The sequence below is a fragment of the Sporosarcina sp. FSL K6-5500 genome, from assembly GCF_038005665.1.
Classification (GTDB): Bacteria; Bacillota; Bacilli; order Bacillales_A; family Planococcaceae; genus Sporosarcina; species Sporosarcina psychrophila.
Window position 1 is genome coordinate 2,054,988 of record NZ_JBBOTP010000001.1, and the last position, 21,924, is coordinate 2,076,911.

23 protein-coding genes are annotated in these 21,924 nt (G+C 42.4%); 16 read left to right on the plus strand and 7 right to left on the minus strand.

Annotated elements, in window-relative coordinates; translation table 11 throughout:
• Positions 1 to 43: 43 nt before the first annotated feature.
• Positions 44 to 364: a hypothetical protein gene (locus MKX62_RS09655; RefSeq protein ID WP_067205045.1), complete on the minus strand. Its 321-nt coding sequence runs from the start codon at positions 362 to 364 to the stop codon at positions 44 to 46.
• A gap of 314 nt (positions 365 to 678) precedes the next feature.
• On the opposite strand from MKX62_RS09655, the gene MKX62_RS09660 reads away from it, so the two are divergent.
• Positions 679 to 1,206 carry a superoxide dismutase family protein gene (locus MKX62_RS09660; protein ID WP_067213806.1) on the plus strand — a complete coding sequence of 176 codons (528 nt, stop codon included), beginning with the start codon at positions 679 to 681 and terminating at the stop codon, positions 1,204 to 1,206.
• Positions 1,207 to 1,287: 81 nt separating this feature from the next.
• Here the strand turns inward: MKX62_RS09660 and MKX62_RS09665 are convergent, their stop codons facing one another.
• Entirely contained in the window at positions 1,288 to 2,427 is a 1,140-nt protein-coding gene (locus MKX62_RS09665) for a zinc-dependent alcohol dehydrogenase (RefSeq protein ID WP_187046509.1), read from the minus strand.
• Positions 2,428 to 2,500: 73 nt separating this feature from the next.
• Positions 2,501 to 3,628 (minus strand): CAP domain-containing protein, encoded by a 1,128-nt coding sequence (locus MKX62_RS09670; protein ID WP_340741311.1) that lies wholly within the window; start codon positions 3,626 to 3,628, stop codon positions 2,501 to 2,503.
• A 158-nt stretch (positions 3,629 to 3,786) separates the two neighbouring features.
• On the opposite strand from MKX62_RS09670, the gene MKX62_RS09675 reads away from it, so the two are divergent.
• From MKX62_RS09675 to MKX62_RS09690, 4 genes are all read left to right on the plus strand, one after another.
• Entirely contained in the window at positions 3,787 to 4,656 is an 870-nt protein-coding gene (locus tag MKX62_RS09675; RefSeq protein ID WP_340741312.1) for a methyltransferase domain-containing protein, read from the plus strand.
• 130 nt (positions 4,657 to 4,786) lie between these two features.
• Positions 4,787 to 5,440, plus strand: a complete 654-nt coding sequence (locus MKX62_RS09680) for a pentapeptide repeat-containing protein (RefSeq protein ID WP_067205055.1) — start codon at positions 4,787 to 4,789, stop codon at positions 5,438 to 5,440.
• A gap of 43 nt (positions 5,441 to 5,483) precedes the next feature.
• The gene (locus MKX62_RS09685; protein WP_067205058.1) at positions 5,484 to 5,960 is read left to right on the plus strand and encodes a hypothetical protein; all 477 of its coding nucleotides are present in this window, start codon (positions 5,484 to 5,486) and stop codon (positions 5,958 to 5,960) included.
• A complete protein-coding gene (locus MKX62_RS09690; RefSeq protein WP_156475938.1) occupies positions 5,957 to 6,115 on the plus strand; it encodes a hypothetical protein in 159 nt (52 codons plus the stop codon). Before MKX62_RS09685 ends, MKX62_RS09690 begins: the two co-directional genes overlap by 4 nt.
• A 56-nt stretch (positions 6,116 to 6,171) precedes the next feature.
• Here the strand turns inward: MKX62_RS09690 and MKX62_RS09695 are convergent, their stop codons facing one another.
• The 4 genes from MKX62_RS09695 to MKX62_RS09710 form a co-directional block, all read right to left on the minus strand.
• Entirely contained in the window at positions 6,172 to 8,304 is a 2,133-nt protein-coding gene (locus tag MKX62_RS09695) for an MMPL family transporter (protein ID WP_340741313.1), read from the minus strand.
• Positions 8,305 to 8,679: 375 nt separating this feature from the next.
• On the minus strand, positions 8,680 to 8,880 hold the full coding sequence (locus tag MKX62_RS09700) for a cold-shock protein (protein ID WP_067205063.1): 201 nt from the start codon (positions 8,878 to 8,880) through the stop codon (positions 8,680 to 8,682).
• A 158-nt stretch (positions 8,881 to 9,038) separates the two neighbouring features.
• The gene (locus MKX62_RS09705; protein WP_067205066.1) at positions 9,039 to 10,037 is read right to left on the minus strand and encodes an inorganic phosphate transporter; all 999 of its coding nucleotides are present in this window, start codon (positions 10,035 to 10,037) and stop codon (positions 9,039 to 9,041) included.
• Between the two features lie 11 nt (positions 10,038 to 10,048).
• Positions 10,049 to 10,669, minus strand: a complete 621-nt coding sequence (locus MKX62_RS09710) for a DUF47 domain-containing protein (protein ID WP_067205068.1) — start codon at positions 10,667 to 10,669, stop codon at positions 10,049 to 10,051.
• 249 nt (positions 10,670 to 10,918) lie between these two features.
• Between MKX62_RS09710 and MKX62_RS09715 the strand changes: the two genes are divergently transcribed.
• The 11 genes from MKX62_RS09715 to fumC all read left to right on the plus strand — a co-directional run bounded on the left by MKX62_RS09715 (position 10,919) and on the right by fumC (position 21,914).
• Complete coding sequence (locus tag MKX62_RS09715; RefSeq protein ID WP_340741314.1) at positions 10,919 to 11,530, plus strand: ABC transporter ATP-binding protein; 612 nt, start codon at positions 10,919 to 10,921, stop codon at positions 11,528 to 11,530.
• Positions 11,527 to 12,255 carry an ABC transporter permease gene (locus MKX62_RS09720; RefSeq protein WP_340741315.1) on the plus strand — a complete coding sequence of 243 codons (729 nt, stop codon included), beginning with the start codon at positions 11,527 to 11,529 and terminating at the stop codon, positions 12,253 to 12,255. The genes MKX62_RS09715 and MKX62_RS09720 overlap by 4 nt, the downstream gene beginning before the upstream one ends.
• The gene (locus tag MKX62_RS09725; RefSeq protein ID WP_067205077.1) at positions 12,255 to 13,358 is read left to right on the plus strand and encodes a sensor histidine kinase; all 1,104 of its coding nucleotides are present in this window, start codon (positions 12,255 to 12,257) and stop codon (positions 13,356 to 13,358) included. Before MKX62_RS09720 ends, MKX62_RS09725 begins: the two co-directional genes overlap by 1 nt.
• Entirely contained in the window at positions 13,355 to 13,966 is a 612-nt protein-coding gene (locus MKX62_RS09730) for a response regulator transcription factor (RefSeq protein WP_067205079.1), read from the plus strand. The genes MKX62_RS09725 and MKX62_RS09730 overlap by 4 nt, the downstream gene beginning before the upstream one ends.
• A 90-nt stretch (positions 13,967 to 14,056) precedes the next feature.
• Entirely contained in the window at positions 14,057 to 14,590 is a 534-nt protein-coding gene (locus MKX62_RS09735) for a hypothetical protein (protein ID WP_067205081.1), read from the plus strand.
• Positions 14,591 to 14,607: 17 nt separating this feature from the next.
• Positions 14,608 to 16,170, plus strand: coding sequence for a flotillin family protein (locus tag MKX62_RS09740; RefSeq protein WP_340741316.1), 1,563 nt, complete (start codon positions 14,608 to 14,610; stop codon positions 16,168 to 16,170).
• A gap of 780 nt (positions 16,171 to 16,950) precedes the next feature.
• Complete coding sequence (locus MKX62_RS09745; protein WP_340741317.1) at positions 16,951 to 17,649, plus strand: ABC transporter ATP-binding protein; 699 nt, start codon at positions 16,951 to 16,953, stop codon at positions 17,647 to 17,649.
• A complete protein-coding gene (locus MKX62_RS09750) occupies positions 17,639 to 18,925 on the plus strand; it encodes an ABC transporter permease (protein WP_340741318.1) in 1,287 nt (428 codons plus the stop codon). The genes MKX62_RS09745 and MKX62_RS09750 overlap by 11 nt, the downstream gene beginning before the upstream one ends.
• Positions 18,926 to 19,042: 117 nt before the next feature.
• Positions 19,043 to 19,975, plus strand: coding sequence for an HD-GYP domain-containing protein (locus tag MKX62_RS09755; RefSeq protein ID WP_340741319.1), 933 nt, complete (start codon positions 19,043 to 19,045; stop codon positions 19,973 to 19,975).
• A gap of 59 nt (positions 19,976 to 20,034) precedes the next feature.
• The gene (locus MKX62_RS09760) at positions 20,035 to 20,517 is read left to right on the plus strand and encodes an NUDIX hydrolase (RefSeq protein ID WP_340741320.1); all 483 of its coding nucleotides are present in this window, start codon (positions 20,035 to 20,037) and stop codon (positions 20,515 to 20,517) included.
• 14 nt (positions 20,518 to 20,531) lie between these two features.
• Positions 20,532 to 21,914: a class II fumarate hydratase gene (fumC, locus tag MKX62_RS09765; protein ID WP_067205095.1), complete on the plus strand. Its 1,383-nt coding sequence runs from the start codon at positions 20,532 to 20,534 to the stop codon at positions 21,912 to 21,914.
• The last annotated feature ends 10 nt before the right edge of the window (positions 21,915 to 21,924 follow it).

A 21,924-nucleotide genomic window follows, 5' to 3' on the forward strand; every position in this document is an offset into this window, starting at 1 on the left:
ACCGCCGCCAATTCGACGTAAACTGGAATTGGTAGCGGTTTTTTTACTTGTTTGTATCATTTGCCGATTTCTCAAGTGTATAAAATATAGTGAAGATACCTAGTGAAATAACGATTAGTTCACGAACGATGGTTCCACCCAAATTTAATTCATCGGCTAGGATTCCACCAAGAATTCCAGTATAGCCAGCAACACCTATCGACATAACTGAGATGATGTAAAGTAAATACTGAGCTATTCCAAGCTTTTTACTTCTCCAAATAAAGACAATACTTGATAGCAATCCGATGATTAACAATTCATCAATTTTATTCAAATAACTTTGCAAATCAGCTAAAGACATTGTAATTGTCAAGAAAGACATGCGATTTCCACCCTTTCTGTCAAAGGTAAGACGAAGTGATATGGAATTAGTTTCCTGGTGTGTTAACCCGATCTGTGTTTAAGCAATCGCAGAAGAAACTATAAGATATAGATAATTGAACATATGAATACGTGTAAAAAGGGAGTGAAGGCACTCCCTAAGCGCTGAAGCGTAATTGAAGGGAATCATTATTTCAACTTAGATAGGAAAATAATTCTACTTTCCATACATATTAAAATGAATTAAAGCCATCCTCCTTAGTAAAGAGATAGTGAGGAGGAATTATATTGAAACAAAAAATTGTACTATCCATTATGTTGTCTGCGCTATTGATTGCTGGTGGGTGTGGAAAGAATGGAGTGAAATTACCAGTCACTGGAGAAAGCGTCCAGTCGGTGATGTCGCCGATTTTGAACACGAAAGGGGATAAAATTGGTGAAGCCAACTTTGTTGAAGGAATCGACGGTGTGACAATCAATATCCAGGCTGAAGGATTGTCGCCAGGCAAACATGGCGTTCATATTCACGAAATGGCTGTGTGTACACCACCTGATTTTAAATCTGCAGGAGACCATTTCAATCCGGGACATAAAGAACACGGGTTTGATAATCCAAAAGGGTTTCATTTAGGTGATCTACCGAACCTCGAAGTCGATGCAGATGGTAAGGTCACTGCTGAAGTGACGACTGCATTAGTTACGCTAAAGCCAGACGTTAAGAACTCACTTCTTGATGCTGACGGCAGTTCGCTTGTTATTCATGAAAAAGTAGATGACTACAAAACGGATCCATCGGGTAACTCAGGTGATCGAATTGCCTGTGCGGTTATTAAAAAGAAGTAAGGGATAGTCATGAAAAGTATACTTTAGACCACAAAAAACCGGCGGATACATCACTAAGATGTGCATCCACCGGTTTTTCATTCAAGGCTTCAATATGACTTTAATACACTCATCTTCATGATCGTGAAAACGCTGATAAGCGGTGGCAGCTTCTTCAAGTGGGACCACGTGGGAAATGATTTCTGTCGGGTCGAATTCGCCTTTCGTGATTTTATCGAAAAGCATCGGCATGTAATGAATGACAGGCGCTTGTCCCATTTTTAGCGTAATATTGCGTTCGAAAAGATTACCGAGAGGAAACATATTGTAAAGGGAACCATAAACGCCTGTTAGCTGGATGGTCCCAAACTTTCGAACGGATTTATAAGCGATATCAATAGCGCTTAATGTTCCGCCTTGCAGCTTCAATTTCTGTCCAGCTTTCTCAAGCATGTTCTTTTTACCGTCCATTCCGACACAATCAATGACTATGTCGACCCCGCCACTGGTCATCTCTTTAATGTGGCTGCCTATATCGTCGAATTTTTCGAAGTTCAGTGCTTCCACTTTATTCATTTTAACAGCATGGTTTAGGCGATATGGAACGTGATCGATTGCCAACACACGTTTAGCGCCTTTCATCCAAGCAAACTTCTGAACCATAAGACCGACTGGCCCGCATCCGAGGACAGCGACCGTATCACCTTTTTTAACACCCGCATTTTCTACGCTCCAATAAGCTGTCGGCAGGACGTCCGACATGAAAAGAAGGGCTTCATCAGGGAGCTCACATGTTTCAGGGATGACAAACGGTGTAAAGTTGCCATAAGGAACACGTAAATACTCGGCTTGTCCGCCTGGGTAATTGCCGTAGCGTTCGGTGAATCCAAGATAACCGCCCGTGTCCACATGGGGATTCGGATTCGAATTGTCGCATTGACTTTCCATTTCATGGTCACAATAAAAACAATGCCCGCATGCCAAATTGAACGGGATTACGACGCGATCCCCTTTTTTTACTTTCGTCACATTGGGCCCGACTTCTTCGACAATACCCATCGGTTCATGGCCGATGACATAGTCCTTATGCGTCGGTATAGCGCCCAAATAGATGTGCAAATCTGATCCGCAAATGGCAGTAGAAGTTACCTTGACGACAATGTCATCATGCTTTTCAATTTTTGGGTCATCCACTTTTTTTACTTTAATATCTTTTGCACCTTGGAATGTAACAGCTTTCATTGATAAATCCCCTCCATTATGCTTAATAGTCTATCCAATTCCTTGAATATGACCCATTAATCCTAAATGGAGTTTATTTAAGCAAAAAGTTCTCTGTATAATAAGGCTGCAATTTATCATTGAACGAAACGCCCGTACCCAGGTGGCTGTAAGTATCTAGCAAAATATTTTCACGATGTCCCTCGGAATTCATAAGGCCTTCATGCGCAAAAATACTGCTTGATTGGCCATATGCAAGATTTTCACCTGCACCCCGGAAACTGACGCCGTCATCTTTCATTCGATCGAATGGGGATTTCCCTTGCTTGTTTTCGTGGCTAAAATATTCATTATCTGCCATATCCGCACTGTGTTTGCGCGCTGTAACTGCTACGTTTGACTCCCATTTTAGGATGGAAAGCCCGTGACGGACGCGTGCTGCATTTGTTAAGTCGAAAAGTTGTTGTTCGAACCCGTTTCGTAAGTTTGCATCACCGCCGGCATAGATGCCGGTTTTTTTCTTTTCCAATGAATCGTTAATTAGCTGGATGGCTGTAACTTTGTCATTTTGATGTAAATCATAAAAAACATAAGTGTAGGTATCGCCTGATTTGAAGACGTCAAAACCTTCACTTTCCTGGAGCATGTAAATGTTCAACCCTTTTCGGATTTCTTTAATCGGTTCGCCGAATGTTTCACGCACCGTTGATTTTAGAGAACCATATTTGATGCCAGCAGTTGATGAAATGAGGTCGTCATTTGTATAAATGGCGTTCACTATCTGTTTATCATCGAACGAAACCATGACGAAGTTTTGATAGCCATCATGATAAGTGAACCATTCGGTACCGTATTCGTTCATGGATTGATTTTTTGGTTCCCCAAGTTCAGCTGTCACTTTTTCTTGTGGGCTACCAAGTTCGATATTGTGGATTGAGACCTGTGTTTTCAAGGGTTTATCCAACACTGGTTTTTCTGCAACAGGGATAGATTCTTCGGTTTCAGCTGTCTTTGAAGTTAGGTAAGATAGTGCTTTATCTATGGTGTTGCTGATGGAACGGATTGTTGTGTCGAGGGATTCCTTTGTCAAAAGAGTATCGATTTTTTCATCGACAGGTTCTAGAAAAGAGATGTCGACATATTGTGAGACTGGTTCTTCCCAGTACGGTTTTGTGAAATAAAGTGCAGCAATGAAAAGGATGAAGAAGAATAATCGTTTCATGGAATCGCCTCCTACCTGCTATTGTAACCCCATGGGACTAGTTGAATACAGTATGAAGGTATTTATGGTGACGGTAATAAACTGGGTTCGCTCCATTTCCAGTACTCGTCGAAAAGCTGTATACTAATAGAACAACTGATGAACGGGGTTTTCAACGTATGACTATATCAAAAAAAATATTCAATGCACAAGTGATGGAAAGCAACTCGCATTTATTTAGATGTCCAATCTGCGCATCTGGAATGGTCATGGAGGACAAGTGGCGGCTCGTTTGTGTAGACAATCACTCATTCGATTTGTCAAAAAATGGCTATGTCAATTTAGCACCGCAGGCACATGTGACGAAGTATGATAAATCGCTATTTGAAGCAAGAAAAACGGTAATGAGCAGTGGGTTTTTCAATCAGGTTCTGGAATTTATTACACATAAAGTTCATGAGCATATAGAAGGGCGGGAACAGGCCTTCATTCTGGACGCGGGTTGCGGGGAAGGCACGCACTTGTCGGCAATTCTTTCACAGCTGCCTGGTAAAACAACTGGAATAGGCATTGATCTTGCAAAAGAGGGGATTACTGCGGCGGCGAAAGAGTATCCAGGTTCAATTTGGAGTGTCGCGGACCTGGCGAACTGCCCGTTCCAAGAAAGCCAATTCGATGTTATTTTAAATATTTTATCGCCGGCAAATTACGCAGAGTTTACACGTCTTCTAAAACCAGATGGATTGTTTGTGAAAGCAGTACCGGAAAGCGGTTATCTAAAGGAGTTACGAGCTGTTTTTTATGATGATGAAGAGCGCACAGGCGATACGGATCCCGTTGCGCGCTTTGCGCAACACTATGACGCTGTCACAACGGAACGGATTACGTATGTATTCCCGTTATCGTCGGGGCTTCTTGCACCGCTTATCCGCATGACTCCGCTCACGTGGGGCGCGAGTGAGGAAAAGATTGAAGAAGCGCTAGGAATGGATATACAGAACATTACAATCGACTTCACCGTCATTTCAGGTGTGAAGAGGGTTGAGTAAAGAAAGGGGCGAGGAAGATGTTTGGTGGAATTAGCAGTGTTCCAAGCTGGTTTTATATTCTCGCGATTGCGGTAGTTATACTATTTATTATTATTATGGAATGGAAGACGCGCTAAAGGGGGATTCATTTATGACTAAAAAAAAGGTTAGTAAACGACAGAAACCGAAGTTGTCTGTTACTCATAAGGCTATGCAAGTGGAAGCGATTCTCGATAATGAAGGATACATTGAAAAAGTCCGCATTGACGGAGGTCATATGACAGGTGCGGAAGGTGAAAGACTGACTTTCGATGACGTGATCTTTAAAGATGTATCGTTTGCGGGAAGTGATTTAGCGGGAGCAGAATTTGTTGATGTAGTGTTTGATACGTGCGATTTATCCAATGTTAATTTTCAAAGTGCCATGTTCCACAGGTGTGAAATCGTTAATTCGAAACTGACGGGTGCGGACTTTGCGAATGCGAAAGTGGGGCATACGTTAATCAAGGAATGTGATGGGCGCTATATTAACTTCAGCTTCTCTAGCATGAAGGAAGTTGAATTCGCTGAGTGTAATTTAACAGATGGCGATATTTATGAAAGCTCATTTAATAACGTGCAATTTAAGTTGTGTAAGCTGGATAATATTAACTTCACTGAAACGGACTTGAATGGTGTTGACTTGTCTGATAGTACATATGACCGGATTGAAGTCACGCTCCCGAAAATTGCAGGCTGTATTGTGTCAAAAGATCAGGCAATTGGCTTCGCACGTGTGCTTGGATTATCCGTGAAAGAAGAATAATGGTATACTTAAACGAAATCAGAGTGGAAAAGAGTGAACATATATGTTGACATTTGAAGAGAAACAACAGATTATCGAAACAATTCCCGAACTTACACGTAAAGATGTGTCAATGAAACGGGTCAACTATCATTATGAAGAAAGCTTATATGAAAAAACAGTCGTCGTTCAGCATCTTCACCCGAACGGTAACGGTTTTATCTATGTAGCGGGAATTCCTGGTTATGATACGGATGAACGTGGTCTCGTCAATATCCGTGAAGCTTCAGAAGAGGAACTACGGAAAATTATTGCAGATTCTATCAAGGCTTTATCTGAAGGAGCACCTGAACCGCAGGCTATTGTACAAAAGTTTGTGAACAATGAAGGTGAAGAGCTAATCCTTATGGAAGAGCAAGGCTTCTGGAATTTGTATCACGGCTTGAATCTTGAAGAAAGTTTCGGTGATTATAACGAAGCGGACGTCTATTTGATTGAAGAGGAATTCGTCAGAGTTGAAGACGAGGATGATGCGCAGTGAAAGGTAAAAACCTTGTCATCGGCCTTGTGCTAATTACGTTATTAAGTATTATTGCTGTTTATTTCACGATGAAGGCAACAGTCAATAATATGGAAAATGGGATGGCATCGATTGTGACGGTTGTTGAATTGATAGAAGAAGTTGATTATCGCTAATTGAAAAAGCACACCAGGGATTAATCCTTGGTGTGCTTTTTCTAATTTTTTACTCTTTAATGCCAATTCCCAGGTTTATAGGGCCCTTTTCTAAACGGTAACCACCAGTTCCATTTGCCAAACAGTTTCATTAGGCTTGGAACGAGCAATAGGCGAATAATCGTTGCGTCAATGGCGACTGCTATCGCGATGCCGACACCAATCTGTTTCACTGGCATAACGTCCGTAAAGGCGAATGCCCCTGTCAGAACAATCATGATCAGTGCCGCAGACGTGATGATCTTACTTGTTGTTGCAAGACCTTCAACAGTTGAGTGGTCATTATCCAATGTTTTCGCATACTCTTCCTGCATCCTTGAGATGAGGAACACTTCGTAGTCCATACTTAGTCCAAAGACAAGACTAAAGACGATGACAGGGATGATAAGCGCAATTGTGCCTGCTTCCAATCCGAAATGACCATACTGGAAAATATAGACGAGAATACCGAATGTGGCAGCCAATCCGACGATGTTCATCAAAATTGCTTTAATCGGTATTAAAATAGATTTAAAAGCAATCATTAGGATGAAAAACGTCGAGACAAGGATAACCAACAGAACGTACAAAATCTTATCCAGTATTTCATCGAAGATTTCCTGATTGAACTTTGGTTGTCCACCGATGGATAAGTTCCACTCCGTTTCCTTGTCGGACCAGTCGCGCGCCCAATCTTGTGCGGCATCTGAACTACCATTAGCTCTAAGTGTCACAGGAATCATCAGCTTGTCGTCTTTCACAAATGTTTCAATAAGAGGGGAGAGTCCGGCGGCGATTTCAGGCGCCAACATCGCTTGCTCCCATTGTTCGACGGAATCGATGTCACTTGCAGTAAAAATTGTCGTTACTTTATCCACAAGCGGATCGTTTGAAAGTTCTTTTTCAAGTTCTTTCATGGACTGGAGACCTTTTTCATCCACCCAGCCGTCCGCACGTTCTGCAATGACATAGACAGCGGCTTGGTCAGCCAGCCCAAACTCTTTATCAATCAATTCAAAAGCTTGGCGCGTATCATACGACTTTGGCAATGAATCAATTGCTGGAATTGTTAAATCCATATTTTTCACTGGAATTATTGCGATACCGAGTAGGATAAACGCAACAATTGTTATCATAACGGGACGCTTAATAACTGCGTTGGCAAATTTGCGCCAACCGTTTGCTTCAGCTGATTTTTCTTTCAATAGCTGCCATTTGTCAATCCGGTCGCCAAGCGCAATAAGTACGGAAGGTAACAAGGTTATAGATGCCAGGACAGCCATTGCCACGACAATCATACCGCCGATTGCAATGTTTTGGAAAATGTCGACCTGTATAAGCATCATTGCGCCAAGTCCGATGAACACACAGAAAGCGGAAAAGATGACGGATCTTCCTGCTGTTCGAATCGTAGTGGAGATAGCTTCATGCATGTCGCTCTTTTTGCGTTCTTCACGATAACGGCTGATGAACAACAAAGCAAAGTCTATACTAAGCGCAAGTCCCAGCATTGGGATGATATTCAAGACAAAAATGGACAGGTCCATTTTTCCGCCAAGAATGGCCAATACACCGAAAGAGGATACGACAGTTACAATACCAATAATTAATGGTACGAATGAAGCGACGACAGTTCCGAAAGCGAAAAGAAGTATAATAATTGCAATCGGTAACCCGATTGCCTCTGCTGTCATTAAGTCACGTTGGCTAGCAGTGTTAATGTCCTTTGAAATAGCGGAAGCACCTGTAAGTGTGATTCCTTTTTCATTACCGACAGCCTCTCGGATATCCGTGACGATAACAGACATATCTTTCTCCGCGTTATCAAAATGAAGAAGTGCGTAGGAAGCAGTGTTTTTATACTGTGTATCGTTGTCAAACGGTGACACGATTTCTGAAGTGACCTTAAGTTTATCTACGTTAGTGAGTGTAGATACTATTTTTTCATCTGACACATTATCGAAAACGAGGAACATGGTTTCTGCCGGCATATCGAATTCATCAGATACAATATCCATGACTGCGGCATGTTCGCCATCTGTTTGGAAGCCGTCACCTTCTAAAAGTCCGGGCAACTTAATCGCGAATAGCGTCAATATGACGAAGATTGCAATCCATGCAAAGATAATATATTTATGTGCGTTTGTTACAAAACGCGCAAGTGTACGCATACAATCATTCCTTCCTGTGTATAGATTGACTCTATTCTTCTATAATAACGGAAAATGATGGGAATGTCTTTTATCGAAGGAGGCGGCACAGGTTAGGGAATCTAGCATGAGTGAAAATCCGCAAGCGGTTACTAAACGAGTCTATGTAGGTAATAATGGGTTGCATCCTGGAGGGAAGTTCATCGTATATAGGTTGAAATAAGAATTACATTGAATTCGCTAGGGGATGCTACCCTCCAGTCTTAGGTTTCTGATACCCCTAGTAAGGCTCCAATGCTCAGTTTATTATAAGTACTTAGTAGTCACCACAATTAATTTTGGACAAAGAAAAAAGCCATTCCCCGAAGGAAATGGCTTTTGAATGGTTAATTCAAATTAGTTTTTGTTTACGTTTGTAGCTTGAAGACCGCGTTGGCCTTGCTCGATTTCAAACGTTACATCTTGGCCTTCTTCAAGAGACTTGAAGCCTTCTCCTTGAATAGCTGAGAAGTGTACGAATACATCGTCTCCGTCTTCGCGTTCGATGAAGCCAAATCCTTTTTCTGCGTTAAACCATTTCACTTTACCTTGTTCCATGTGTGTTTCCTCCTCGTATGCTTTGTGCATACATTGTATTACTATCCTTGCTCAAGTCTTGAAGCGGTCAAGATTTATTCGAGACCATCATGCCGAACAAAAATAATTCTTCTTTATCATAACAGGGATATTAGCACATTGCAAGAGAAATGTTTGAATTAAAAAAACAAGTTAAGGATCTGATAGACAATCGCAGCGATTGTTGCTGAAATTGGTAAAGTAATAATCCATGTCGTGACAATCGTTCTAGCGACTCCCCAATTGACACCTTTTACACGTTGAGCTGAACCTACACCCATGATTGCGGAAGAAATGACGTGTGTTGTACTAACCGGTAAATGGATAAGTGTCGCTCCAAAAATAATCATAGCAGATGACAAATCAGCTGCTATGCCGTTCACTGGACGGATTTTCATAATCTTGCCGCCGACAGTCTTAATGATTTTATAGCCACCGATTGATGTTCCGATCCCCATCGCTGTCGCTGCAGCAATCCGGACCCAAAGTTGAATATCGTCCGACGTCTGCAATTCTGCTGCAATCAATGCCATTGTAATTATACCCATGGCTTTTTGCGCATCATTTGTACCGTGTGTGAACGATTGAAGCGCTGCTGTTCCGATTTGCATATAACGAATTCGTTTATTTGCCTTAAATAAATTCTTGTTCTTCAAGGTCACTTTGAATATCGACATTACAAGGAAACCGCCTGCAAGTGCAATGAACGGAGAAATAAGAAGCGCTTGTAATATTTTTAGGAAACCGCTGTAATTTAAAATGCCGAAACCTGCTGCTGAAATAGCCGCGCCAGCGATTGAACCGATTAAAGCATGGGATGAACTGGATGGGATTCCGAAATACCAGGTAATCAGATTCCACGCAATTGCTGATATAAGTGCCGCTAAGATGACAAGCGAACCGTTTTCGAGAACGAATGGATCGACAATGTCTTTTGAAATCGTTTTTGCGACTCCTGTAAATGCGAGAGCGCCGACGAAGTTCATGACAGCTGCCATCATAATAGCAGTTCTCGGTTTCAGTGCACGAGTCGAAACGGATGTTGCGATGGCATTCGCCGTGTCATGAAATCCGTTGATGAAATCAAAAGCGAGTGCGAAAACAACGACTAGTATGGTAAGGAGAAGTATTGTATCCATTTGGCTCCCCCTTATGCGTTACGCATAATAATTGATTCGATTGTGTTGGCAACATCTTGGCAATAATCGGCGACATCTTCAAGCTGTTCATATATGTCTTTGAATTGGATAATGCGAATTGGATCCTTTTCATTAATGAAGAGTTGTTTGACCGATGTACGGAAAACTTCATCACAAACTCGTTCGTAATCTTTAATAAGTACTGCATGATCGTGCATCGCTTCAAGTTTTTTCCTCGCAAGCAATTTCATCGCTTTAACGATTTCGTCGGTACTTTTCACAATGTTTTCCATGAATTTCTGTACATACTCATCAATTTCAGTAAGAGAGAACATTTCAAGATGTGCTGCAAAATGTTCAATACCATCAAGAACATCATCCATCTTAATGGCCAAATTCATGATATCTTCCCGCTCAATTGGTGTCATGAACGACTTGTTAAGCTTAGTAATGAGATCGTGGATGAGCGTGTCACCTTCCGTCTCGTAATTTTTAAGTTTAATGCTTACTTCTTTCAAGTCGGCAACTGTCACCACTTTAAAGTCGTTGGCATAATGAACCGCTTCTTGCACATTTTCAGCAATGGTTAATAATGCTATGAAAAAAGGGTCAGGTTTACGTGAGCTGAACATTGTTGTACCTCCGTCCCAGTATGGGAAATAATTTTTTAACAATCCCATCATATCAAAAACAATTTGAGATACCTACAAATTTCGACGATATCTGCACAAACTTTACACAATCTTTACAAAGACCCTACAAAGGATTCACAAAAATCAAATCTGTATAGAAAAAGTGACAATTGTCATGAAGGAAAAATGACTCAATGTACTCCACAGAATACCCTCTTTATCAGTAAAGTTAACGTAAGAGGTGAGAGTATGTTGGGAATTATTAATCTTTGTGTGGAGTTTAAACGGAAAAACGTGTTAAGAGATATTAACTTGGAAATTGCATCTGGGGAAGTAGTTGCGCTATGTGGAGCAAATGGAGCGGGGAAATCAACAATCGTATCCGTTATAGCAGGAATCGTCCATCCTTTAAGCGGGAGAATTCTACTGGCAGGGAAACCACTAGGAAGGAAAATGAAATCGGAAATAGGCTTCATGTTCCAACACGCCGAATTCATGGATAATGTGAAGGTCAAGGAGATGCTTTGTTTATTTCAATCCTTCTATAGAAGTCCTTACTCATTCAACGAGCTTGTCCGTCTTGGATTATTGCAAGATATGCTCCTTAAAAAGACACATGAATTATCAGGCGGTGAGCGTAAGCGGCTGTCATTTGCATTGTCGATGGCAGGTAGACCACTCGTGCTGATTGCGGATGAACCAACTGCGGGAATGGACGAGGAAATGAAAAAACATTTCTATCAACAACTAAAGCTTGCTGTTGATGAAGGGCTTGCCGTTTTACTGATTACACATTCCAGGGAAGAAAGAGAAGTTCTTGCACATCGAATTGTGTTGTTGAAGGAAGGGGTTGTGCAATGACTAAGCCCTTTTTATTGTTGACAAAAATTGAAGTGTTGCGCATGCTAAGAAACCGCTATTTTGTCATTTATGCCATCGTTCTTCCCATCGTCTACTACCTAATCTTTTCGCTTTCGAATGAACCAGAGCACTATGCATATCTACTTATCGCAATGCTTGTCTTCAGTTTGTTGTCGGGAGCTGTCACGACATTTGCTATTGGACTTGCATACGACAACAGCAGACCTTGGCGTACATCTATGAAGGCATTGCCGGTTTCCGAATTAGTCGTTTCAGGTGCGAAACTGATGTCACAGCTCTTATTGAATAGTATCACGGTTGTGATCTTAATCGTTTTTGTTCAGACGATTCACGGGCTCCCAGGCAGTGTAGGGCAATGGTGTATGATTGCGGTATGGTTTATCGGTGTGTCCGCGGTGTTCATGACGTTGGGTGTGGCCATCAGTTCATTTGGGAAACAGGGTACTGTTTCTGGTATTGCAAACTTTACGTGGATATTTGTGATGTTTTCTGCAGGGACGTGGGTTCCGATTGAACAGTTTCCGGGCTGGGTGCAACCTATTGCAAGCGGGTCTCCAGGAGCGATCGCGATAGCGGGTGCCTTCCGTTTACTGGGTGGAGGTTATCCTTTGATTGGTCAAATGGGGGGACTTATCTTTTATACGCTATTATTTATAGGGGTTTACTGGGTTGGAGGCTATATAAAAAGAAGGGCGGCGAATTAATGAGCAGGAGATTTGCAGTATTTCCCGAAGGTTTAGGTAGGGAACCGTATACTATTTTAATCTATATGTTGTTTCCGCTCATAGGGGCGTTCTTTTTAGAGGGCATGGAGCGTATGTTTTCAATCCTTCTACTTGCTCCCTTTTTATTCGTCTATCGCCAGTCCTATTGGCGTAACAGCTATCTAGTGTTCGTCATTGTGCAAGCGATTATTATTGGTTTTTGGGTGTATATGTTCGGACCGGTTTTTTTCTGGTTGAGTGCCTTCTCTTCAAATATGATTTCGTTATTGTCCGGACGCAAGCGCATCGCAGCTGTCGGCGTCTATATAGTGGTTGGGATTGTCTATGGCGTAGCTAAGGACTTAAATATAGTGCAAACATCCATGTCGCTTGTACCTATTCTGCTCGCCATCTTTAATGCTTATATGATTTCATCAAGACGAAAATGGAATGAATCCCAGCGAGAATTGGAGAAAGCACATAGTCGGATTGATGAATTGGTGAAGCAGCAAGAACGCCAGCGAATCGGGCGTGATTTGCATGATACACTTGGACAAAAGCTGTCGATGATTACATTGAAAACTGAGCTTGCCGAGAAGCTACTCGTTTCAGACACAGAAAGAGCCGCGGGGGAGTTACGGGAAGTGATTACAATCTCGCGCGAAACATTAACACAGATGCGGGAGCTTGTGGAAGACCTTGATACAGGCACGCTTGTCGATGAATTGACTGCCAGCCGGCAACATTTACACAGTGCAGGAATCAATTCTGAAGTAAACGGAGAAATCCATTCCATTAATCGTGGGTATGAAAAGATTGCTGTGATGGCAATTCGGGAACTTGTGACCAATGTCGTTAAACATAGCGCTGCATCATGGTGTCAAATTAACATTGCACGTTCAGTGGAAGGTGTATTAATTGAAGTCGCTGATAACGGAAAAGGTATCGATGAAGCGGTTCCAAATCATGGTATGACAGGCCTGCAAAACCGGATTGGGCTTATTAATGGAACGATTGGATGGAAAAGCGGTAAAGAAGGGACAGTCGTTCAGTTATTCATTCCGCTACCGAAAAGTATTGAAAAGGTGGGTGTCGTCTCGTGATACGCGTCGTAATTGCAGAAGATCAGGCGATGGTGAGGGGGGCTTTAATAGCACTTCTTTCTATAGAAGAGGACTTAGAAATCATCGGTGAGGCAGCAAATGGCTTGGAAGCGATTGAGGCAGTCGAGCGATTACTGCCTGATGTCTGTATTTTAGATATTGAAATGCCGATTATGAACGGCTTGGAAGCTTCAGAAAGATTAGTGGAGAAATACCCCGGTGTGGCGATCATCATGTTGACGACGTTTGGCCGAACTGGTTATCTACAGCGTTCAGTGAATGCAGGCGTAAAAGGTTTCTTATTGAAAGACGGACCGAGTAGTGCACTTGCCGAAGCAATTCGCATAGTAGCCGCGGGTCAGCGAGTTGTCGATCCAGAACTGGCCTTTTCACTATTTACAGAAAAAGATCAGTTATCCGAGCGGGAGCAAGAGCTTCTTATGCTGGCATCAAAAGGTTTGGCGAATAAAGAAATCAGCAAGCAGTTATTTTTGTCGGAGGGAACAGTAAGAAACTACTTCTCGGACATCTTTCAAAAGTTGCAAGTAAAAAGTCGGACAGAGGCAATTCACGTTGCCAGGAAAAACGGTTTAATTGATATGGAATAAATTTGTGAAAAATTTTCAGTAAATTGAAACTTTCGGGATGATGGGACGTATATATAGGTGAGACAAAAAAGGTGAAAGTGGGGTGTTGAAATGGAACTGTTTGGGATGCCAATTGTGCAAGTCTATATGGTTGGGCTAATTGTTGCAGGCCTTGCAACGTTACTTTATATCTTATTTAGTGACATGGCGGAAGGAATCGGCGATGCTAGTCCTTTCTTGGATCCGGCGGTGATACTTGCATTCATAACATTTGTAGCGGCTGGCGGTTATATATTAGAACTTGTTACAACATGGGGCAGCGGAATCATTTTGGTAATTGCACTTGTTACTGCTTTTGTACTCGATCTTCTATTGTACTTATTTGTCCTTCTTCCACTGAAATCGGCTGAAGTGTCCCTCGCATATACGGATGAGTCGCTGATGGGTAGGGTTGGAAAAGTGATTGTACCTGTCCCTGTTGATGGATTCGGTGAAATTGTTATCGAATCGGTAAATGGCATGATTTCTAAGAGGGCGGTAGGGTACGAAAACACAGCAATTGAGTACGGAAAAGAAGTATTGATTATTGAAGTGAGAGATGGAACATTCATCGTTAAAGAGTATGAACCATTCCGCTTCAAATAAAAAAGGGGGAAAAACAGATGGAAATTTGGATTGCAATTGGAGTCGTCGCGTTTGTTTTACTGGCGCTGGTTCTCGTCTTCATCACAAAGTACCGCACAGTCGGGCCAGATGAAGCACTAATCGTGACAGGAAGTTATCTTGGTTCTAAAAATGTACATAAGGATGATTCGGGAAATCGTATTAAAATCATCCGCGGCGGCGGGACGTTCCTGTTGCCAGTGTTCCAACAAGCGGCACCGCTTAGCCTTTTGTCAAGTAAGCTTGAGGTTACAACGCCGGAAGTGTACACGGAGCAAGGCGTTCCTGTTATGGCAGATGGAACAGCAATTATTAAAATTGGTGGCTCAATCATAGAGATTGCAACAGCTGCTGAACAATTTTTAGGGAAATCAAAAGCTGACCGTGAAAATGAAGCAAAAGAAGTATTGGAAGGTCATTTGCGCTCGATTCTTGGTTCAATGACAGTAGAAGAAATTTACAAAAATCGCGATATGTTTTCTCAGGAAGTGCAACGTGTTGCTTCACAGGATCTTTCCAAAATGGGACTCATCATCGTTTCATTTACAATTAAAGATGTGCGCGATAAAAATGGCTATCTCGATTCACTCGGGAAACCACGTATCGCACAAGTGAAGCGTGATGCGGATATCGCAACAGTTGAAGCAGAAAAAGAAACGCGTATTAAAAATGCGGAAGCATCTAAAGAAGCACAAAAAGCGGAAATTGAACGTGCGACTGAAATTGCGGAAGCTGAAAAAGAGAATCAATTGAAGGTTGCGGATTACCGTCGTGATCAGGATGTTGCAAAAGCACGTGCCGACCAAGCTTACGAACTTCAAACGGCCGTCTCGAAACAGGAAGTTATGGAACAGGAAATGCAAATTCAAATCATTGAACGTCAAAAACAGATTGAACTTGAAGAGAAAGAGATTCTGCGTCGTGAGAAGCAATATGATTCTGAAGTTAAGAAAAAAGCTGACGCGGATCGCTATGCAATCGAACAAAATGCAGAAGCTCAAAAATCGAAACAAATTACGGAAGCTGATGCTGAAAAGTACCGCATTGAAGCACGTGCGTTTGCGGATGCAGAAAAAGTTCGTCTCGACGGGCAGGCGAAAGCCGATTCGATGCGCGCGCAAGGGGAATCTGAAGCTGACATTATTCGTCTAAAAGGTCTTGCAGAAGCAGAAGCGAAACGTAAAATTGCGGAAGCATTCGAACAGTACGGCCAAGCTGCCATGCTTGATATGATTGTTAAAATGATTCCTGAATATGCGAAACAAATTGCAAGCCCGCTTGCGAATATTGATAAAATTACTGTTGTTGACACGGGTAGTGGTGAAGGCGGCGGAGCCAATAAAGTAACGTCGTATGCGACTAACTTAATGGCAACATTGCAAGAATCCTTGAAAGCATCATCGGGCATTGACGTTAAGGAAATGCTTGAAAACTACACGGGCAAAGGCAATATCCGCCCAAGTATTGACCAGCTGACAAATGAGATAAAAGCAACAAATACGAAGCAACCCACTCAACAAGTGATTGCAAGAAAAGAAGTTGCAGCTGAAGAAGCTGAATAATATCTAACTAGAGGAGAGTCCCGACGCAGTAGTGCGTCGGGGCTTTTTTTATGTTGTTGGCCCCCTCAGCGAGCGTAAAGTAAGGAAACAATCATAAAGCTCGCACGATCGATCATAAAAGCTGCTAACCGATCATAACCCTCGCACGACCAATCATAAAAGCCGCCAACCGATCATAACCCTCGCACGACCAATCATAAAAGCTGCCAACCGATCATAACCCTCGCACGCCCGATCATAAAATCCGCCAACCGATCATAAGCCTCGCACGACCGATCATAAAACTCCCTAACCGATCATAATCCTCGCACGACCAATCATAAAATCCGCCAACCGATCATAATCCTAGCACGCCCGATCATAAAAGCCTCCAACCGATCATAACCTTGCACGACCAATCATAAAACTCCCTAACCGATCATAACCCTCGCACGACCAATCATAAAAACCGCCAACCGATCATAACCCTCGCACGCCCGATCATAAAAGCCTCCAACCGATCATAACCCCTGCCAGACCAATCATATAAGCCTGCAACCGATCATAAGCCTCGCATGACCGATCATAAAACTCCCTAACCGATCATAATCCTCGCACGACCAATCATAAAATCCGCCAACCAATCATAACTCTCGCGCGATCGATCATAACCCCTGCCAGACCAATCATATATCCAGCATCCACCTCCAACATCTTAAGAAATTCTTCATATCTATCCTTACAAACCCTTAAGATTCTCCCTATATAATGAAGGAAATAAAGAAAGTTGGAGGGGAACAGATGATTAGTGTGCAAAATTTAAATCATTCATTCAAAATCGGCAAGAAAGGTAAAGAAAAGCGAGTTCCGGTGTTGAAAGGGTTAACGTTTGATGTTGCGGAGGGTGAAATTGTATCGATTGTTGGCAAAAGTGGTTCGGGTAAATCAACGCTTCTTCATATTATGGCAGGATTCCTAACGCCTGAAAGTGGAGAAATCAGTGTGCAAGGCATTCAGACCTCTGCATTCAACGAGGTAGAAAGTGCGAAGTTTCGATTAGATCATTTCGGTTTCGTCTTTCAAAACTTTCAACTCATGCCTGGATTGACAGCATTTGGAAATGTTGAACTGCCACTGACATTGAAGGGCATCAACAAAAGTGAGCGACAGAAGAAAGTAAAAGACCTGATGCAGAGCGTTGGACTCACGGATGTGCAAGACCATTATCCAAATGAATTATCGGGAGGTCAGCAACAGCGAGTCAGTATTGCGCGTGCGCTTATAACGGATCCGCCAATCATTTTCGCCGATGAACCGACAGGTAGTCTCGACTCGGAAACCGAACAGGACGTTCTTTTGCTTATCCAGTCGCTCAATAAAACACGGGGCATCACATTCGTCATCATTACACACGACGATGAAGTGGCACAAACAGCGAATCGCGTATACAGAATGCATGACGGCGTATTAACGGAAGGCGGTGCACAGCATGCAATTTAAGGACCAGATTAGTTTCGTAGGGCAACATATCAAGAAAAATAAAATGCGTGTTTTTATGACCGTGCTTGCGGCCACGATGGGAACAGCCTTTTTAATTGTGCTCGCGTCCGTTGGATTCGGCCTACACGAAACGATTCGGGGAGAGGTCTTATCGAACCGACTTGTGACACAAATTGAAGTGTTCTCAAGTGAGATGGATGAAGAGAAAGTTGTAGAGCTGAAGAAACGGGATCATGTAAAAGCAGTTGTATTCCGCCAAAACTTAGGGGCAGAACAGCTGTCTTCAATTGGTGATTTCACTGGGAATAGTCAACTCGTTGTGACGGATTTTACAGAAGAAAAGAAAGCGAATTTCGAGCTTCAGGAAGGACGTTTACCTGAAAAAATGAACGAAGTCGTCGTGGGAAGCAATTTCGCAGATTCCTTAATGAATCAACAAGATGAAAATGAAGATGGTGAATTTACTACGTATGACGGAAAATTGATTGGTGAACAGTTCAACTATCAAATCGGTGACGATGAAGGTGAAATGATTGAGGATAAAATGATGCTCACGATAGTGGGAATCGGAAAGAAACCTGCGAAAGATTGGGAGCAGGATCAAAAAATATACGCTGACGCATCTATTATTCCAGAGTTAGAAAAAATCTATTATGCACATGTAGACAAGCCAGTGGATGATAATACAGACGCACAGCAATTATTTTATGGCAATGTAAACGTCTATGCGGATAAATTAGAAAATGTGAAAGCAATCTCTACTGAATTAAAAGACGATGGATATAGTGTGTATTCCATATCCGAAGAACTTGATCAATTAGATGTCTTTTTCCTAGCGTTGAAAGCTGGACTTGTATTCGTTGGGACAATTGCGATCTTAATTGCATCTATTGGAATATTTAACACGATGACAATGGCTGTGACAGAGCGGACGCGTGAAATCGGAGTTATGAAAGCAATCGGGGCAGATCCGAAATTAATCCAACGACTATTCCTGATGGAAAGTGCGTGGATTGGTATAGTTGGGACGGTTCTTGCAGTTGTTATTTCCTATGGGGTGAGCATTGTGTCGAATTATGTGCTGCCGATAATTGTTACGGCGGCGCTCGGTGAAGAAGATTTTGGAGATATGACTGTTACGTTCTCCGTTATTCCATGGCAACTTGTGGTTATCGCTTCTACGATCAGCATAGGCGTCGCAATGATTTCAGGGTGGCGACCAGCGCGTAAAGCGACGAAAATTGATGTCATCAATGCGTTGAGGCAGGAACTCTAATCGACATATTTTTGCATCAATCGAGTAAAGGTGTATGAAACGTTGGCGTGCCTTGTTATAATGGTAATATTCAGACATGCTTTGATGATCATATGCCTTAACCCTAGGAGTACGCTTATGTACACTATTTTAAACCAGTCGTATAGCAATCAAACTAGCGAAGGATATCCGGTACTTCATCTCGGTTATGCGGATGTCGTATTGCTCGGAAGATGGAACGGATTGTCAAATGCGCTTTATTCATTGCACAAGAATGGCTCATTTTGGGTCCAATACGATGCAGAAGACGCCTTCATAGAGTCCTATAAGCTTCTTAACGGGGTCGTAGAAATGGAATACGAAGGAAAGCGCCGTCTATTGGAAATCGGTGAGACAATTGAAGCATCGAGTTATGAACATATTATTTCGTTTTATGGGAAAACGGAAGCAGATATTTTAATTAAAATGGAAGCTGAAAGTTTTGAGTACAGATTTTTCGAAACACAAATCCTCCAAGAAGAGGCGGATGCGATTGCATCGGTCGATGGCTATACTTATATGCACTGCAACCGAATTAAGGATTATTCAATCGAAGTGTGGAAACAGTTGGAACTCCCAACAGAAAGCCTTAGCACTTTGAGATGGGGCGCCTATTTTCATGATGTCGGCAAGCGCGTTGTCCCGCTAGAAATTCTTAATAAGCCTGGGAAACTGACAGCTGAAGAGTGGGAAATTATGAAGACTCATACGACAGAAGGTGCAAAGATTATGCGTGAGCATGCTGTCGAATGGCTAGCAGATACTGCATTCATTGTCGAACAACATCATGAAAGACACGACGGAAAAGGCTATCCGTATGGTCTCAAAGGTGATGAAATTGCGCTAGAATCCGCCATCGTATCGGTCGTTGATGCATTTGATGCAATGACAACCGATCGAGTGTATAAGAAGGCCCTTTCTATACAAGAAGCTGTGAAAGAACTAGAGGGCGGAAGAGGGACACAATTTAACCCTAAAGTAGTCGATGCATTTATAGAGATATTAAAGAAAAACCAATTCAATTGGAAATGAAGAATGGAAAAAGACTCGGGAAACTGGGTCTTTTCTATATAAAAAAAGGGGGGAATGCTATGGATTACATTCAAACGATGAGGAAAATGATTGGTAAGGAATCACTACTAACGGTGGGTTGCGGCGTCATCATTACAAATGAAGATAAAATCTTGCTTCAACACCGCACAGATGAGGACAATTGGTGTATTCCTGGTGGTGTGATGGAGCTTGGGGAAACGTTTGAAGAAACGGTGAAAAGGGAGACATATGAAGAAACGGGACTGCATGTGGAGGGGCTTAAGCTATTTGGTCTTTATTCCGGAGAGGCCTGTTTTGTGACGTATCCGAATGGTGATCAAGTATATAGCGTGCAAGTTATTTTTCAAACAGAAAACTATTTGGGTGAACTAAAACAGGGCGGTACAGAAAGCAAAGCACATCGTTTTTTCGGAAAAGATGAATTGCCGACGAACCTAAACCCTAGGCAAAAAGCATTTATCCGAGACTGGGCGGATGAAAAAAAGGTGCCAATCAGCGATAATGGAAATACTTACAATTGAAAGAGGGATGAATGATGGATTATCGTATTGAACACGACACATTTGGTGAAATTAAAGTACCTGCGGACAAGCTATGGGGAGCGCAAACGCAACGCAGTAAACAAAATTTTAAAATTGGCGGAGAAAAAATGCCAATTGGTGTTATTCGTGCATTTGCCCATTTGAAAAAATCTGCAGCAATCGCGAGCCATGCACACGGTGCTATCTCAGAAGCAAAAATGAAGGCTATCTCTGCAGCGGCGGATGAAGTAGTCTCTGGCAAACTGGATGATCATTTCCCACTTGTCGTTTGGCAAACAGGAAGCGGTACGCAGTCAAACATGAATATGAACGAAGTGCTTGCACACCGTGGAAATCAACTTCTTGAAGAGTGGGGCGAGGAAGAACGCCTTCATCCGAACGATGATGTCAATAAATCACAAAGTTCAAACGACACATTCCCTACAGCATTGCATGTTGCAGGCGTCGTGGCAGTACAACAACAACTCGTACCGGCAATTGGTGTATTGAAAGAAACACTTAACAAGAAGTCCGAAGAGTTCATGGATATCATTAAAATCGGCCGTACGCATTTACAAGACGCGACACCTTTAACGCTTGGCCAGGAAATTAGCGGTTGGCACCGGATGCTCGAGAAAACAGAAAAAATGATTACGGACAGCGTCGAGTCGATGAAAGAACTTGCAATCGGTGGAACAGCTGTTGGTACAGGACTTAACGCACCTGCAGGATTTGGGGACCGTGTTGCTACTGAAATCAGCACAGCAGTAGGAATCGAATTTACGTCTGCGGTAAATAAATTCCATTCACTTACGAGCTATGATGAAATTGTTTACGTTCATGGCGCTATCAAAGCACTTGCAGCAGACCTAATGAAAATTGCGAATGATGTGCGCTGGTTGGCTAGTGGACCACGTTCAGGTATTGGTGAAATTACAATTCCTGAGAACGAACCAGGCAGTTCCATCATGCCTGGAAAAGTGAACCCGACTCAAAGTGAAGCATTGACGATGGTTGTCGCACAAGTGATGGGGAATGACGCAACAATCGGTTTCGCAGCGAGCCAGGGGAACTTCGAACTGAACGTCTTCAAACCGGTTATCATATTCAACTTCCTTCAATCCGTGACGTTGTTGAGCGATGCGATGATCAGTTTCAACGATAACTGTGCAGTTGGAATTGAACCAAATCGTGAAGAAATTGATCGTAAAGTTCAAAACTCACTTATGCTTGTGACGGCACTTAATCCTTATATCGGTTACGAAAATGCAGCGAAAATCGCGAAAACAGCACATGCGGAAGGAACAACGCTAAAAGAGGCGGCACTTAAATCTGGCTTGCTGACAGAAGAACAATTTGACGAGTATGTCGTTCCTTCAAAAATGATTGGGAAATAAGGAGTCGACT